Raw genomic sequence first — 15,403 nt, 5'->3', positions numbered from 1 at the left:
GGACCCGCGCGACGGCCTCACTCCTGGCCGTAGCGCGGGTCCACCGACTCCGGGGCCAGCCCCAGGAGTTCGGCGACCTGCTCGACCACGACCTCATGGACGAGCAGCGCCCGCTCGTCGCGGCCCTTCGTACGGATCTCCACCGGCCTCCGGTAGATCACGATCCGGTCGCGATGTCCGCCCGCGGCCGGCAGCATCCGCCCCAGCGGCACGGTCTCCGCGTCGCCGGTCGCGTCCGGCCCGTCGTCCGGGCCGAAACCGGGCACCTCCAGGATCAGGAAGTCGACCTGGGAGAGCTGCGGCCAGCGCCGCTCCAGCCGGTCCCGGGAGTCATACACAAGATCCACGAAAGCCTCGGCCCGGGTCACCGACAGCGGCACCTGGGGCGGCGCGATCGGGCCGCGCATGCCGCGGCCGTGCCGGTCGCGGCGCCGGAGCCGCGGCTTCGGCGGTCGGGGAGGTACAGGGCTGTCCATCAGCATCGAGCGTAGCCGTCAAGGACCCCCGGACACCGGGGAGCGCGGCAAGACGTGGCATGTCGTCGGCTGACCGGTCCTGTCCGCGATGTGTTCGTTTGCATCCCTGTATGAGATCGCAGATCGACGGCGGAATGGCAGGAAATGCATCGAGTCGTGACGGGTTTCCGTGCCGCACGCGGTCCGTCGCGGCCCGGCCGGTCCAGGTCAGGTCGAGCGGGTGCAGGTCAGACGCATCGGACGAAGCGGGACGACACGGTTGGGTGAGCCGGGGGAGAGTCGTCGCGGCCCGCTCAAGAGTGCGGTACCGTCCAACGTCGTGAGCCCTGTACGTCGCTGTTCGCGCACTGCGTGCGGCCGCCCCGCCGTCGCAACGCTGACGTACGTCTATGCGGATTCGACCGCCGTGCTCGGACCGCTCGCCACCTACGCCGAACCGCACTGCTACGACCTGTGCGCCGAGCACTCCGAGCGGCTGACCGCGCCCCGCGGCTGGGAGGTCGTCCGCCTCGCCCTCGACTCCGGCCCGGCCCGCCCCAGCGGTGACGATCTCGAAGCCCTGGCGAACGCCGTGCGGGAAGCCGCCCGCCCCCAGGAACGCGCCGCCGGCGGCACCCACACCCCCGGCGACCGCGACACCCACCCCATGGAGGTCGCCCGCCGCGGCCACCTCCGGGTGCTGCGCTCACCGGACTCCTGAACCGCGCAGTCCCACCGGCACATCACCGCCCCCGCCCGCCGCATCCGGCCAACTACGGCCACGCGGCGGCAGGCACACGGGGACAGCGGGCCACCGCAGCGGGCCGCCCGGTAGGTTGGGAGGACATAGAGACTCTCCAGGAGGGCTGGCTGTGACTGATCTGTCGCAGATCGTGAAGGCGTACGACGTACGCGGCGTCGTCCCCGCCCAGTGGGACGAACCCCTGGCCGAGCTGTTCGGGGCGGCCTTCGTCGAGGTCACCGCTGCGGACGCGATCGTGATCGGACACGACATGCGGCCCTCCTCGCCCGGCCTGTCGGGCGCCTTCGCCCGCGGTGCGGCGGCCCGCGGCGCGGACGTCACCCAGATCGGTCTCTGCTCGACCGACGAGCTGTACTTCGCCAGCGGCTCCCTCGGCCTGCCCGGCGCCATGTTCACCGCCTCGCACAACCCCGCCCAGTACAACGGCATCAAGATGTGCCGGGCCGGCGCGGCCCCGGTCGGCCAGGACACCGGCCTCGCCGACATCCGCGCACTGGTCGAGCGCTGGTCGGACCAGGGCGCCCCGGAACCGGTCGCCGCACCCGGCACCGTCACCCGGCGCGACGTCCTGGGCGACTACGCCGCCCACCTGCGCGCCCTGGTGGACCTCAGCGGCATCCGCCCGCTGAAGGTCGTGGTCGACGCGGGCAACGGCATGGGCGGCCACACCGTCCCGACCGTCTTCGCTGGCCTGCCGCTCGAACTCGACGCGATGTACTTCGAGTTGGACGGCTCGTTCCCCAACCACGAGGCCAACCCGCTCGATCCCAAGAACATCGTCGACCTCCAGGCCCGGGTCCGCGAGACCGGCGCCGACCTCGGCCTCGCCTTCGACGGCGACGCCGACCGCTGCTTCGTCGTCGACGAGAACGGCGACCCGGTCTCCCCGTCCGCGATCACCGCCCTGGTCGCCGCCCGCGAACTGGCCAAGCACCCCGGCGGCACGGTCATCCACAACCTGATCACCTCCTGGTCGGTGCCGGAGGTCGTCAGGGAGAGCGGCGGCGAGCCCGTCCGGACCCGCGTCGGGCACTCCTTCATCAAGGAGGAGATGGCCACCACCGGCGCCATCTTCGGCGGCGAACACTCCGCGCACTACTACTTCCGCGACTTCTGGAACGCCGACACCGGCATGCTCGCCGCGATGCACGTCCTCGCGGCCCTCGGCGGCCAGCCGGGCCCGCTGTCGCAGCTGGTCGCGCAGTACGACCGGTACGCGGCCTCCGGCGAGATCAACAGCACCGTCGACGACCAGACCGGCCGGCTCGCCGCGATCAAGACCGCCTACCAGGGCCGCGACGGCGTCACCCTCGACGAGCTGGACGGCCTGACCATCACCGCCGACGACTGGTGGTTCAACGTCCGCGCCTCCAACACCGAGCCGCTGCTCCGGCTGAACGTCGAGGCCCGCGACACCGCCACCGCCGACCGGATCCGCGACGAGGCCCTGGCGATCATCCGCGGCTGAGCCCCCGCGCCCCGCCGCCCGACACCCGCGGCGGGCCGTCGGAGCACGTCGCCGAGGGGGCGGGCGGCAGCGGTGTCCCCGCCGCCCGCACCCCCGTGCACCACCCGGAATCACCGCCGAGCACGCCTCCCGCCCCCGCCCGGCGGTACGCTGGCCACGCCGCAACCGCCCCGAAGGAGCAGCCTCCATGCCGGTCGAAGCCAGCTTGATCCAGATCCTTGCCTGCCCGGCATGCCATGCCCCCCTCCAGGACCGGACCGCGGACTCCGCGTCCGACCCCGAGCTGATCTGCACCTCCGGCGACTGCGGCCTCGCCTACCCCGTCCGGGACGGCATCCCCGTACTCCTCGTCGACGAGGCACGCCGCCCCGCCTGACCGGGCCCCGCCGGGCCCGTCCCGGCGCCGCCCGGCACACCCCCGCCCGATCCGGCGATTCGGAGGCCGCGCCCACCATGCTCGACGAGTCACTCCTCGACACCCCTGACGCGCTGGCCGGGGCCGACCGCTTCGGCCTGCTGCGCGGCGTCGCCGAATCCGGCGCCCGGGTCCGCACCGCCGCCCGCAGCGCCGCCGAGTCCGGCATCCCCGAGCTGACCCCCGACGGGCGGCCGCGCGCCGTCCTCGTCGCCGGCCCCGGCCCCGCCGCGGCCGGTGTGGCAGACCTCCTCAGGGCGCTCGGCGGCGGCAACTGCCCGGTCACCCTCATCCAGCCCACCGGCGTCGCCCCGCTGCCCGGCGCACTGCGCTGGGCCCTGCCCGGCTGGGCCGGACCCCTGGACCTGCTGCTGCTCCCCGGCCCCGACGCCGCCGACCCCGGCCTCGCCGAGCTGGTCGAGCAGGCATCCCGCCGCGGCTGCGCCGTCGTCGCCGTCACCCCCGCCGGCGGCCCGCTCGCCGACGCCGTCACCCAGGCCCGCGGCCTCGCCGTCCCCCTGGCGACCACCCCCTACGACGCCGAATTCGACGTCGAGGGCGCCCCGCCGGCCGCCCCCGGCACCCTCTGGTCGGTGCTCATCCCGCTGCTCTCGCTCGCCGACCGGATCGGCCTGCTCAGCGCCCCGCCGGAGGCCCTGGGCAAGCTCGCCGACCGCCTCGACCAGCTCGCCGAACGCTGCGGCCCCGCCATCCCCACGTACACCAACCCCGGCAAGACCCTGGCCGCCGACCTCGCCGACGCGCTCCCGCTGATCTGGACCGAAGGCACCATCGCCGGCGCCGTCGGCCGGCACTTCGCCACCGAGCTGGCCGGGCTGGCCGGCCGCCCCGCGCTCGCCGCCGAGCTGCCCGAGGCGCTCGCCACCCACCGCACCCTGCTGGCCGGCGCCCTGGCCGCCGGCGCCGACCCCGACGACTTCTTCCGCGACCGGGTCGAGCAGCCCGCCGCGCTGCACGCCAGGGTCGTCCTGCTGCGCGAGAGCGAGCCGGGCCCGCTGTCCGCCACCCGCGCCGCCCAGGCGCTCGCCGAGGAGCGCGACACCGCCGTCAGCGAGCTGGAGGCCGACACCGGCAGCGACCTGGAGAAGGCCGCTGAGCTACTCGCCATCGTGGATTTCGCCGCCGTTTACCTGGCGCTCGCCGGGACCGAGTGATCTTTGACGGTCGGCCCGCACCCGCGGGCCCGTGGCACCACCCCGCAGCACGTACCACTGTCAGGAAGCAGCCGCCCCATGGACCGCCTCGCCAATACCGTGCGCCCCTACGCCTGGGGCTCCACCACCGCCCTCCCGGAGCTCCTGGGCACCGCGCCGACCGGCGAACCCCAGGCCGAGATGTGGCTGGGCGCCCACCCCGGCGCCCCCTCCCGGATTGACCGCGGTGCCGGGCCGGTCTCCCTGGCCGAGGTGATCGACGCCGCCCCCGAGGCCGAACTGGGCGCCGACACCGTCCGCGCCTTCGGCCCCCGGCTGCCCTTCCTGCTCAAGCTGCTCGCGGCAGGCTCCCCGCTCTCCCTCCAGGTCCACCCCGACCGGACGCAGGCCGCCGAAGGCTTCGCCGACGAAGAGCGGCGCGGCATCCCGATCGACGCCGGCCACCGCAACTACAAGGACGCCAACCACAAGCCCGAGCTGATCGTCGCGCTCACCCCCTTCGACGGGCTGTGCGGCTTCCGGCACCCGGCGCAGGCCGCGGACCTCCTGGAGGGCCTCGGCGTCGACGACCTCAAGCCGTACGTCGACATCCTGCGCGCCAGCCCCGAGGAGGACGCGCTGCGCGAGGTGCTCACCGCCGTACTGAGCGCCGAGCACCACGCGATCGCCGGCACCGTCGAACGCGCCGCCGTCGCCGCCGACCAGCTGGCGGCCAAGGGCGGACCGCACGCCGACGCCTACGCCGCCTACGCCGTCCTCGCCCACCACTACCCGGGCGACCCCGGCGTCCTCGCCGCCATGCTGCTCAACCACGTCCAACTCCAGCCCGGCGAGGCGCTGTTCCTCGGCGCCGGCATCCCGCACGCCTACCTCGGCGGGCTCGGTGTCGAGCTGATGGCCAACTCCGACAACGTGCTGCGCTGCGGACTGACCCCCAAGCACGTGGACGTCCCGGAGCTGCTGCGGGTGGTGCGCTTCGAGGCCGGTGACGCGGGCGTGCTGCGCCCCGAGGACGTCAACGGCGAGGAGGTCTACGAGACCCCCATCGACGAGTTCCGGCTCTCCCGCTTCGCGACGGCCCCCGGCGCCGCACCGCGCGCACTGCCCTCCCGCACGCCGCAGATCCTGCTCTGCACGGCGGGCACCGTACGGCTGCGGGAGGCCGATGCGGGGGCGGAGGCCGGGGCCGGTGACGGTGCCGACGCTGGGCTGGCCCTGGCGCCCGGCGAGTCGGTGTTCGTACCGGCCGGCGAGCGGATCACGCTCTCCGGGGACGGCACGCTTTTTCGCGCGACGGTGGTGGTGTAGCGGTTTCCGCATGGTCCGGTCGGGGGCGTCCGGCTCGGGCCGCCCGGCACGCCCTGGCCGTCGGCAACGGTGCAGAGGGCGGGACAGCGCCCTTGGCAGGCTCGTCCCGGCGGCCGGAAACCGTCCGCCAGGTGGCCTCCTGGTCACCGCCCCGGGCCGGGCTGCAACAATGACCGCCGCACAGCATTAAAGGGGCGGTAAAGCCCGGACGACGGAAGGGGTATGCGGCACCTATGAGCGCATCAGGCGGGACAAAGGCGATCGTTGCGGCGCTGGGCGCCAACCTGGCGATCGCCGCAGCGAAGTTCGTGGCCTTCGCCTTCAGCGGCTCGTCCTCGATGCTGGCGGAAGGCGTGCACTCCATCGCGGACTCCGGCAACCAGGGCCTGCTGCTGCTCGGCGGCAAGAAGGCGAAGCGCGCGGCGACCGCCGAGCACCCCTTCGGCTACGGCCGCGAGCGCTACATCTACGGCTTCCTGGTCTCCATCGTCCTGTTCACCATCGGTGGCGTCTTCGCGCTCTACGAGGGCTACGAGAAGATCCACGACCCGCACGAGCTGGACAACTGGTACTGGCCGGTCGGCGTCCTGGTCTTCGCGATCATCGCCGAGGGCTTCTCCTTCCGTACGGCCATCAAGGAGTCCAACGAGCTGCGCGGCAAGCAGACCTGGGCCCAGTTCGTCCGTCGCGCCAAGGCCCCCGAGCTGCCGGTCGTGCTGCTGGAGGACTTCGGCGCACTGGTCGGTCTGGTTCTCGCGCTGGGCGGCGTCGGCCTGACCCTCGCCACCGGCGACGGCATCTGGGACGGCATCGGCACCATGTGCATCGGCGCGCTGCTGGTGCTGATCGCCCTGGTCCTGGCCGCGGAGACCAAGTCGCTGCTGCTGGGCGAGGCGGCCGGCCCCGAGCAGATCGCCAAGATCCGCGCCGCGGTCGTCGACGGCGACGTCGTCACCCGCGTCATCCACATGCGCACGCTCCACCTCGGCCCCGACGAACTGCTGGTCGCCGCCAAGATCGCGGTACAGCACGACGACACCGCCACCGAGATCGCCAACGCCATCAACGCCGCCGAGGCCCGCATCCGCGAGGCCGTCCCGATCGCCCGCGTCATCTACCTGGAACCGGACATCTACAACGAGGCCACAGCAGCCGCAGGCACGGACCCGTCGAAGACACCGGGCGGAGCGTAAGCCGGCTCCGGCCGGGGGTGCGGGCCGAGGGATCAGGTGGCTCGGGTGGCCCGGGGGGCCGGGTGGCCGGGGGACTGCCGGGCGTCCGGCGTCGGGGCTTGGTCGGCTGAGGCTCCGGGTCCGGGGCCGGGCCGGGGCCGGGTCCGGCGGGGCGGCAGGGCGGCGGGGCTGCTGAGCCCCCAACGTCAGCGGGCTGCTGAGCATCTAGCCCACGGGACGGTGGAGCCTCGGCCTCATGAGACGGTTGAGCCCCGGCCTCACGGGACGCTGGGCCGCCAGCCCCACCTGGGCCGCTGACGCGTCGCAGGCCCACCCCCACCGCCACAGAACGCGGCAAGGCCCCCACACTCCCCAGGAGTGCGGGGGCCTTCGCTGTACTCCGAAGAGTGCGGACACCTTCGCTGCCCTCGCGGGACAGCTGGGGCCTCCGCCGTACTCCCGGGCATGTGGCGCCTTCGCCGCACTCCGGGCCACGTGCGGCCTCCGCCGTACTCATGGGGCGCGTAGCCCCCTCGCCGTACGAGCCGAGCCTCGCCAAGCCGCTCGGGGCTCCCCCCGCCCGTCGATGCTCGGCCCCCGTCCCGTCGATCACGCTGCGTTCCTTGGGAACTGCTGCGCCCCGGGGAATGCTGCGACCCGGGAACTGCTGCGCCCCGGGGAATGCTGGGCCCCGGGGAATGCTGGGCCCCCAGGGAACGCTGGACGCCACGGGAATACCGCCCCCAGCCCACCCGTTGTGGGCCCCGAGGGGGCCCGCACCACCCCTACGGGATGCGTTCGCCCCCGCCCTACTGGATCGCCCTGGTAACTACTGAATTCCCGACCAATCTGAATTCCCAGCCACTACTGGACCTCCCCGAGAACGCGCAGAATCCCCGCCCCGTCCTCCACCCCCTGAAGCCGGGCCCGGAAGTCCGCGTCCGTCAGCTTCCGCGACAGCAGCGCCAGGATGCGCAGGTGCTCGTCCCCGGCCGCCGCCTCCGGCACCGCGATCAGGAAGATCAGCCTGGCCCGTGTGCCGTCGAGCGAACCCCAGGCGACACCCTCCGCCGACCGTGCGAAGCCGACGACCGGAGCGGTCACCGCGTCCGTCTTGGCGTGTGGGATGGCGATCTCCTCACCGAGCCCGGTCGTCCCCTGCGCCTCACGGGCCAGCGCCACCCGGACCAGCTCGTCGACGTCCGCCACCTTGCCGGTAGCGGCCAGCAGCTCGGCCATCTCGCGGATCGCCGCCTCCTTCTCGTCGGCGGTGAGCTGCGTCTTGACGGTCTGCCCGGTGAGGTACCCGGACAGCACCTCGGGAGCGGGGCTTTCGTCGTCGCCGGCACCGCCGTTGCTGACATCGTTGCCACCAGCGCCGACGTTGCCATCGGCGCCGACCTCGCTCTCGGAGCCGCCGCCATCAGCGTCCGTGCCGCCCGCGTCGCCGCCCGCATCCCGCCCCGGACCACCAGCGGACGCCGGAACGGAATCCGCCCCCGCGCCCGTACGCGACGCCACCCGGGCACCGCCACCTCCACCGGCACCGCCGCCCCCACCGGCTCCGCCACCCACGCCGACTCCGGCCACAACCGGCTCCACACCGGCCTCCACCGCCTCCCCGCCAGCGACCACCACGGAGCCCTCGGCGGCGGCAGCAAGCCCACCCCCACCGGCACCCGCCGGCCCCCGGCCCTTCCGCCGCTCCGCGACATCCACCAGCATCACCGTCGTCAGAGCCGTGACCACCGAGCCCGCCACTACGGCGAGGAAGAACGCCGGCACCCCGCCGACCGCGCCCAGCACCGCCACGATCGGTCCGCCGTGCGGCACCGCGTCCGTCACCCCGATCGTCCCCGCGAGGGCTCCGGCCACCGCACCGCCGAGCATGTTCGCCGGTATGACCTGCGCGGGCCGCGCCGCGGCGAACGGAATCGCGCCCTCCGAGATCCCGAACAGCCCCATGAACAGCGCCGCCATGCCCGTTTCCCGCTCCTGCTCGGAGTACAGGCGGCGGCGGACCAGCGTGGCCAGCCCCTGGCCGAGCGGCATCACCGGGATCGCCGCGGCACACATGCCCATCACGGTCTGGTTGCCGGACGCGATCAGCCCCGCGCCGAACAGGAACGCGGTCTTGTTGACCGGACCGCCCATATCGAACGCGATCATGAGGCCGAGGAGCGCGCCGAGCAGAATCGCGCTGGACCCGGTCATCCCACCGAGCCAGTCGGTGAGATGGGTGAACACCCAGGAGATGGGCTTGCCGATCACGTAGATGAAGAACAGCCCGAGCACCGTCGTCGCCACGATCGGGATCACGATGATCGGCATGATCGGCCGGGCGAACTTGGGGACCTCCACCTTCTTGATCCACAGCACCAGATACCCGGCCAGGAAGCCGGTGACGATCGCGCCGATGAAGCCCGCGCCCGCCTTGGAGTCGTACAGCGAGCCGGTGTTGGCGATCCAGCCGCCGATCATGCCCGGCACCAGCGCGGGCCGGTCGCCGATCGCGTAGGCGATATAGCCGGACAGGATCGGCACCATCAGCGTGAAGCCGATCACCCCGATGTCGTTGACGTGCTTCCAGAACGAACCGTCGGGGATGACCAGACCGCCGTCGGCCTGCGGATGCCCGCCCAGCGCCAGCGAGATCGCGATCAGCAGACCACCGACCACCACGAACGGGATCATGTAACTGACGCCGTTCATCAGTGCCTTGTACGCGACGCTGCGTTCCTTGCCGCCACCGGAGCCTCCGCGGCGCGGCGCGGCGCCGGAACCCGTACCGGCCCCGTCGCCCTCCGCGCGCCCGTATACCGGTGCGCTCCGCACCCGCTCCATCAGCTGCTCGGGGTGGTGAATGCCCTCGGCGACCCCGACCGCCAGGACCCGCTTGCCGACGAACCGGCTGCGGTCGACGTCCTTGTCCGCGGCGATGATGATGGCGTCCGCGTCTCTGACATCGTTGTCAGAGAGGAGATTCTCAGCCCCGATGGAGCCCTGCGTCTCCACCTTGATCTCGTGCCCGAGGGACCGGGCCGCCTGGGCCAGCTTCTCCGCGGCCATGTACGTATGGGCGATACCGGTCGGGCAGGCCGTCACTGCGAGCAGCTTCAGCCCCTGCCCACTCGTCCCCGCGCCCTTGAGGGGCTCAGCTGCACTGGTGGTCACGTGGCTCTCCTTACGAACGTGTGCGCGGTCGTGCCCGTGATCCGCGCTCCCGGCATCCTGCATGACGGCACGGCGCCCGCAAACCCCTCCGACGCCCCCCTCCGCGCCGGCCGGGACACCGGCCCCCGACCCACCGGAACCCCAGGAATCACGTGCCGTCCCCGCGCCCCTCCTTGGCTGGGACAGCACTGGACCGGCCCCTCCGGGCTGTGGTGCACGCGGTCGATCGGTGTAGATTCGTGACCAGTGCCAGACGTCGCTGCTGATGGCGGTCGGGCGGCCCGCACCGCGGACCGGCCGAGGGAGAGAGGGCCTCCGACGGACTGCGCTGTGGCCAGGGGGAGAGGTGCGTCCGCTTCCGCGTACGCTCGAACTCCCCCAGTGGTAGCTGGGGGGACCCCAGCCCGCGCCGCAGACTGCCCGCCCATCCACCTCGACGCTCGAGGAGCAGCACGCATGACGACAGCAGCCACCGGCCAGGACTTCAAGGTCGCCGACCTGTCCCTCGCCGCTTTCGGCCGCAAGGAGATCACCCTCGCCGAGCATGAGATGCCCGGTCTGATGGCGATCCGCAAGGAGTACGCCGCCGCCCAGCCGCTGGCCGGTGCCCGCATCACCGGTTCCCTGCACATGACCGTGCAGACCGCGGTCCTGATCGAGACCCTGGCCGCGCTGGGCGCCGAGGTCCGCTGGGCCTCCTGCAACATCTTCTCCACCCAGGACCACGCCGCCGCGGCCATCGCGGTGGGCCCGAACGGCACGCCCGACGCGCCCCAGGGCATCCCGGTCTTCGCCTGGAAGGGCGAGACCCTGGAGGAGTACTGGTGGTGCACGGAGCAGGCGCTGACCTGGCCCAACTCGCCCACCGGCGGCCCGAACATGATCCTCGACGACGGTGGCGACGCCACCCTCCTGGTCCACAAGGGCGTTGAGTACGAGAAGGCCGGCAAGGTCCCCGCGATCGAGACCGCGGAGAGCGACGAGCACCGCGCCATCCTGGAGCTGCTGACCCGCACACTGGCGGAGTCCCCGCAGAAGTGGACGAACCTGTCCTCCGAGATCCGCGGTGTCACCGAGGAAACCACCACCGGCGTGCACCGTCTCTACGAGATGCACCGCGACGGCGACCTGCTCTTCCCGGCGATCAACGTGAACGACGCCGTGACGAAGTCGAAGTTCGACAACAAGTACGGCTGCCGCCACTCCCTGATCGACGGCATCAACCGCGCCACCGACGTCCTCATCGGCGGCAAGACCGCCGTGGTCTGCGGCTACGGCGACGTCGGCAAGGGCTGCGCGGAGTCGCTGCGCGGCCAGGGCGCCCGCGTCATCGTCACCGAGATCGACCCGATCTGCGCGCTTCAGGCGGCGATGGACGGCTACCAGGTCACCACCCTGGAGGAGGTCGTCGAGACCGCCGACATCTTCATCACCACCACGGGCAACAAGGACATCATCATGGCGTCCGACATGGCCCGGATGAAGCACCAGGCGATCGTCGGCAACATCGGTCACTTCGACAACGAGATCGACATGGCCGGTCTGGCCCAGATCGAGGGCATCGTCAAGGACGAGGTCAAGCCGCAGGTGCACACCTGGACCCACCCGGACGGCAAGGTCCTGATCGTGCTGTCCGAGGGCCGTCTGCTCAACCTGGGCAACGCCACCGGTCACCCCTCCTTCGTGATGTCCAACTCGTTCGCGGACCAGACGCTGGCCCAGATCGAGCTGTTCACCAAGCCCGCGGAGTACCCGACCGACGTCTACGTGCTTCCCAAGCACCTCGACGAGAAGGTCGCCCGGCTCCACCTCGACGCGCTCGGCGTCAAGCTCACCGAGCTGCGCCCCGAGCAGGCCGCCTACATCGGCGTCGAGGTCGAGGGCCCGTACAAGCCCGACCACTACCGCTACTGATCCAGCGGCGATCACCGGCCGGTCAGCCGCCCTGACCAGCTGGTGCTCACCCACAGCAGCCGGTGACACCAGGCCCTCGCCCTCCACGGCGGGGGCCTGGCCCATAAGGTCTCCATACAGACCCGCCATCCCCGACACACCGGCCCGTCGCCGGCCGAAGGACTGCCCCCGATGCCCCGCGGCCACTACTCCCTCCACGACCCGCACGATCACGCCCCCCTGGGTGAAGAGCACTTCCACTGCGCCACCGGCCCCTCCGGCTGGCGCTATGTCTCCCAGATCGTCAACCCCTCCGGCGACCACACCGGCTCCGTCGACCTCACCCTCGACGAACTCGGCCGCCCCATCCGCCTCGAACTGCACGCCTCCGCCTGGCAGGTCCGCGGCGCCGCCCTGGACGGCGTCACCTGGGTACGCACCGACCCGACCGGTGAACACGCCACCGAAGGCAACGTCCCCGCCCACGCCTTCACCGGCGCGTCCCCCGCGTTCCTCATCGCCACCGCCCGCTTGCTGCGCCCCGCCCTCGGCGCCGGCGCCGTCCGCACCCGCCTCGTCGCCTTCACACCCCCCGTCCTCGCCCCCCGCACGCTCGACCAGTCCTGGGCCCTGCTGAAAAGCACACCACACGCCACTGACAACGCCCCGCTCATCGCCGACGAATACCAGGTCAACGACCTGGAAACCGGCGAACAGCACACCGTCCACATCGCCGGCGACGTGGTCCTGTCCGCCCCCGGCATCGAACTCGAATCCCTCGAGTCCCCACCGTCGACCTTCTCCTGACCCGCCTGCTCCGCTCCGCCCCCCGCCGCGCCCCCGTCCACGGCCCCTCACACCGGCGGCGCAAACCCTGTACGCGGCGGCCGCCCTCCGCCACCGTCCCCCGCCTCACCCGCACGCCCCTGCACCGGCGCCCCCAATGACCCGGCACCGTCAGCACCGTCACCACGCGGCCTCCCGGCATCGCCCCCAGCCTCAGAAGCCCCGGCCCCACCCCCGGGCGAAGCCCAAGCCCCGCCCGCCGACGGCGCCCCGTGCCCGCCCCCGGAAGCCACGACATCCCCCGCTGTCTCCATAGGCCCGCGCGACGGCCACGGCCCACCGGCCCAGGTCCCGCCACCACCGACGCCAGGTTGCCCACCGGGAGCAGCCTCTCCCCACCCCACAGGCGCAGCCCCGACAGCTCCCGTCGGCCCGGTCACCGCCGACGCCGCCGACGATGCCGATGCCGACGTCCCGAACGCCCGCTGCGACTCCCGCGTCTGCCGCTCCCCGGCCACCGCCGCCAGATACGCCGCCGGATGCACCCCCGCAGGCGCCGGCACCCCGGTGAACCCGCGCAAGTCCTCCGCCAGCCGCCCCGCCATCGCCCCGCTGACCTGCGGATCCAGCTGTCCCATCCGCGCCAGGTACTGCCGCACGGTCAGCCACCACCCATCGGGCACCCGCGAAAGGTCCAGCGCCCCGAGCTCCGCCACCAGCCACGGAGGCGGTGGCGGCAGCGCCGTCCCGGCCTCCGCCACGGGCAACCGCTCCCGTATGACCAGCGTCCCGGCGAACACATCACCCAGTCGACGCCCACGCGCCGACACCAAGGACGCAATGGCCGCCACCACCCCCATCGTCATCACGATCTCGATGGCCCCCATTGCCCCGCGCACCAACGCGTGCCGGAACCGGATCGGCCCGCCGTCCTCCCGTACGACCCGCAGCCCACAGATCAGCTTTCCCAGCGACCGGCCCTGACTCAGCGTCTCGATGACGATCGGGATCCCGACCTGCACCAGCACGAACGCCGCCACCGACACGGCCGCCACCGCCGCACTGTCCATGGACGAGGTCGCGCTCACCAGGATCAGCGAGATGCCGATGTAGGTCACCCAGGCCACGGCGACATCGACCGCCACCGCCAGGCCCCGGCTCGGCAGCCTGGCCGGCCGCAGCCCGAGCACCACCGCTTCACCCGTGACGAGTTCACTCACGCCGCGCCCCACTCCCTCTCGATCCCCGAAATCCCGCCCACCCCACGCCGGACACGGCCAGTCTGCCAAGCTGACCGAGCACTCACCCACGGCGCTGCGAGGAGCGACACCCTATGGACCTCGATGTCTTCATCACGGCCCACAGCGCCGAATGGGACCGTCTCGAAACACTGCTGGGCCGCAAACGCCGCCTCACAGGAGCCGAGACCGACGAATTGGTCGCCCTCTACCAACGCACCACCACGCACCTCTCCCTGCTCCTCTCCAGCGCTCCCGACCCCGCGCTGACCAGCCGCCTCACGTCCCTCGTGGCTCGCGCCCGCAGTACGGTCACCGGCGCCCGCAAGGCATCCTGGCGCGACACCGCCCGCTTCTTCACCACGGCCTTCCCGGCAGCCGTCTACCGACTGCGCCACTGGTGGATCCCCACCGCGATCCTCTCCACCGCGGTCGCCGCCCTCATCGGCTGGTGGATAGCCGCGCACCCCGAGGTCCAGGCAGCCATCGGCGCCCCGGAGGACCTCCGCGACATGACCCGCCCCGGGGGCCAGTACGAGACCTACTACTCCAGCCACCCCGCGGCATCCTTCGCCGCCCAGGTATGGACGAACAACGCCCAGGCCGTCGCCCTGTGCCTCGTCCTCGGCGCCTTCGCGGGCCTCCCCGTCCTCTGGGTCCTCTTCCAGAACATGCTCAACCTCGGCGTCGGCATCGGCCTGATGTCCTCCGCGGGCCGCCTCGACACCTTCCTCGGCTTGATCCTCCCGCACGGCCTCCTCGAACTGACCGCCGTCTTTGTCGCCGCCGGCATCGGCCTCCGCCTGGGCTGGACCCTCATCGACCCCGGCCCGCGCACCCGCCGTACGGCGCTCGCCGAGGAAGGCCGCTCCGCCCTCGGCGTCGCCGTCGGCCTGGCCGCCGTCCTCTTCATATCCGGCGCCCTCGAAGGCTTCGTCACTCCTTCCGGCCTCCCCACCTGGGCCCGCATCGGCATCGGGATCGCCGCCGAACTGGCCTTCCTCCTGTACGTCTACGTCCTCGGCGGCCGCGCCGTCCGCGCCGGAGCAACCGGCGACGTCGACCTCGCCGACCGCGAAGCCCCCCTGCCGACCGCCGCGTGATGTGCATCGAGCCCCGCTGACCTGCTAATCTCCTCTTCGCCCCCAAAGCCCGTTGACACAGGCAGCAGGGGGAGGTAGATTCGAACGGTTGCAACGAACTGGACAAGTTCATCCGCGACGGTTAGTCTCATCTCCGCTTCGGCCGGAATTTCAATTCGGCGAAGCGCAACCGACCACTTACCGGAAGCTCCGGCCGATCAATTCGACCGAATGTCTTCTGATAAAGTCGGAAAAGCCAAAAGGCGAACCTCCTCCGACGGGGAATCGGAAGCCAATTCGGACCGGCAACGGACCGAAACGGATCTGATAGAGTCGGAAAGGCCGAAAAGCGAAAGCCAAACGGCCGAGCCCGCTCCAGCAGGGCGCCAGAGACGGAAACGGATCTGGTAAGGTTGGAAACGCGAAGAAGCCGAAAGGCGGAAACGCACCGGCGAAAATCGGGCCCGCAAGGAT

13 protein-coding genes are annotated in these 15,403 nt (G+C 72.1%); 9 read left to right on the top strand and 4 right to left on the bottom strand.

Annotated features, from left to right (window positions below; all coding sequences use genetic code 11):
• Nucleotides 1-17: 17 nt before the first annotated feature.
• Complete coding sequence (locus ACFWJW_RS30030) at nucleotides 18-476, bottom strand: metallopeptidase family protein (RefSeq protein ID WP_387247311.1); 459 nt, start codon at nucleotides 474-476, stop codon at nucleotides 18-20.
• Nucleotides 477-735: 259 nt separating this feature from the next.
• Between ACFWJW_RS30030 and ACFWJW_RS30025 the strand changes: the two genes are divergently transcribed.
• The 6 genes from ACFWJW_RS30025 (at nucleotide 736) to ACFWJW_RS30000 (ending at nucleotide 6,777) form a co-directional block, all read left to right on the top strand.
• Nucleotides 736-1,176 carry a DUF3499 domain-containing protein gene (locus ACFWJW_RS30025; protein WP_168479449.1) on the top strand — a complete coding sequence of 147 codons (441 nt, stop codon included), beginning with the start codon at nucleotides 736-738 and terminating at the stop codon, nucleotides 1,174-1,176.
• A 151-nt stretch (nucleotides 1,177-1,327) separates the two neighbouring features.
• Nucleotides 1,328-2,686, top strand: coding sequence for a phosphomannomutase/phosphoglucomutase (locus ACFWJW_RS30020; protein ID WP_387247309.1), 1,359 nt, complete (start codon nucleotides 1,328-1,330; stop codon nucleotides 2,684-2,686).
• A gap of 187 nt (nucleotides 2,687-2,873) precedes the next feature.
• Complete coding sequence (locus tag ACFWJW_RS30015) at nucleotides 2,874-3,062, top strand: Trm112 family protein (RefSeq protein ID WP_042156554.1); 189 nt, start codon at nucleotides 2,874-2,876, stop codon at nucleotides 3,060-3,062.
• A 77-nt stretch (nucleotides 3,063-3,139) separates the two neighbouring features.
• Nucleotides 3,140-4,276, top strand: coding sequence for an SIS domain-containing protein (locus ACFWJW_RS30010; protein ID WP_387247307.1), 1,137 nt, complete (start codon nucleotides 3,140-3,142; stop codon nucleotides 4,274-4,276).
• A gap of 78 nt (nucleotides 4,277-4,354) precedes the next feature.
• Nucleotides 4,355-5,584: a mannose-6-phosphate isomerase, class I gene (gene manA / locus ACFWJW_RS30005; protein ID WP_387247305.1), complete on the top strand. Its 1,230-nt coding sequence runs from the start codon at nucleotides 4,355-4,357 to the stop codon at nucleotides 5,582-5,584.
• A gap of 233 nt (nucleotides 5,585-5,817) precedes the next feature.
• Nucleotides 5,818-6,777, top strand: coding sequence for a cation diffusion facilitator family transporter (locus tag ACFWJW_RS30000; protein WP_387247303.1), 960 nt, complete (start codon nucleotides 5,818-5,820; stop codon nucleotides 6,775-6,777).
• 843 nt (nucleotides 6,778-7,620) lie between these two features.
• Here ACFWJW_RS30000 and ACFWJW_RS29995 read toward each other — a convergent pair.
• On the bottom strand, nucleotides 7,621-9,930 hold the full coding sequence (locus ACFWJW_RS29995; RefSeq protein ID WP_387247301.1) for a fructose-specific PTS transporter subunit EIIC: 2,310 nt from the start codon (nucleotides 9,928-9,930) through the stop codon (nucleotides 7,621-7,623).
• 456 nt (nucleotides 9,931-10,386) lie between these two features.
• Between ACFWJW_RS29995 and ahcY the strand changes: the two genes are divergently transcribed.
• A complete protein-coding gene (gene ahcY, locus ACFWJW_RS29990) occupies nucleotides 10,387-11,844 on the top strand; it encodes an adenosylhomocysteinase (protein WP_387247299.1) in 1,458 nt (485 codons plus the stop codon).
• Between the two features lie 171 nt (nucleotides 11,845-12,015).
• Entirely contained in the window at nucleotides 12,016-12,630 is a 615-nt protein-coding gene (locus tag ACFWJW_RS29985; protein WP_387247297.1) for a hypothetical protein, read from the top strand.
• 47 nt (nucleotides 12,631-12,677) lie between these two features.
• Here ACFWJW_RS29985 and ACFWJW_RS29980 read toward each other — a convergent pair whose 3' ends face one another.
• Nucleotides 12,678-13,829, bottom strand: coding sequence for an RDD family protein (locus ACFWJW_RS29980; protein WP_387247348.1), 1,152 nt, complete (start codon nucleotides 13,827-13,829; stop codon nucleotides 12,678-12,680).
• A gap of 113 nt (nucleotides 13,830-13,942) precedes the next feature.
• On the opposite strand from ACFWJW_RS29980, the gene ACFWJW_RS29975 reads away from it, so the two are divergent.
• On the top strand, nucleotides 13,943-14,950 hold the full coding sequence (locus ACFWJW_RS29975) for a stage II sporulation protein M (protein WP_387247295.1): 1,008 nt from the start codon (nucleotides 13,943-13,945) through the stop codon (nucleotides 14,948-14,950).
• A 177-nt stretch (nucleotides 14,951-15,127) separates the two neighbouring features.
• On the opposite strand, the gene ACFWJW_RS29970 is transcribed toward ACFWJW_RS29975, so the two are convergent.
• On the bottom strand, nucleotides 15,128-15,403 hold a 276-nt coding region (locus tag ACFWJW_RS29970), incomplete at its 5' end, for a hypothetical protein (protein ID WP_387247293.1).

This window comes from Streptomyces sp. NPDC127097 (genome assembly GCF_042724075.1).
In the GTDB taxonomy this organism is placed as follows: Bacteria; Actinomycetota; Actinomycetes; order Streptomycetales; family Streptomycetaceae; genus Streptomyces.
This window is presented reverse-complemented; position numbering and strand designations above follow the sequence as displayed.

What these genes read in the sequence shown, in the direction of transcription:
- ahcY (WP_387247299.1), top strand. Translation starts at nt 10,387, where the DNA reads ATGACGACAGCAGCCACCGGCCAGGACTTCAAGGTCGCCGACCTGTCC.
- ACFWJW_RS30015 (WP_042156554.1), top strand. Translation starts at nt 2,874, where the DNA reads ATGCCGGTCGAAGCCAGCTTGATCCAGATCCTTGCCTGCCCGGCATGC.
- ACFWJW_RS29985 (WP_387247297.1), top strand. Translation starts at nt 12,016, where the DNA reads ATGCCCCGCGGCCACTACTCCCTCCACGACCCGCACGATCACGCCCCC.
- ACFWJW_RS30010 (WP_387247307.1), top strand. Translation starts at nt 3,140, where the DNA reads ATGCTCGACGAGTCACTCCTCGACACCCCTGACGCGCTGGCCGGGGCC.
- ACFWJW_RS30000 (WP_387247303.1), top strand. Translation starts at nt 5,818, where the DNA reads ATGAGCGCATCAGGCGGGACAAAGGCGATCGTTGCGGCGCTGGGCGCC.
- manA (WP_387247305.1), top strand. Translation starts at nt 4,355, where the DNA reads ATGGACCGCCTCGCCAATACCGTGCGCCCCTACGCCTGGGGCTCCACC.
- ACFWJW_RS29975 (WP_387247295.1), top strand. Translation starts at nt 13,943, where the DNA reads ATGGACCTCGATGTCTTCATCACGGCCCACAGCGCCGAATGGGACCGT.
- ACFWJW_RS30030 (WP_387247311.1), bottom strand. Translation starts at nt 476, where the DNA reads ATGGACAGCCCTGTACCTCCCCGACCGCCGAAGCCGCGGCTCCGGCGC.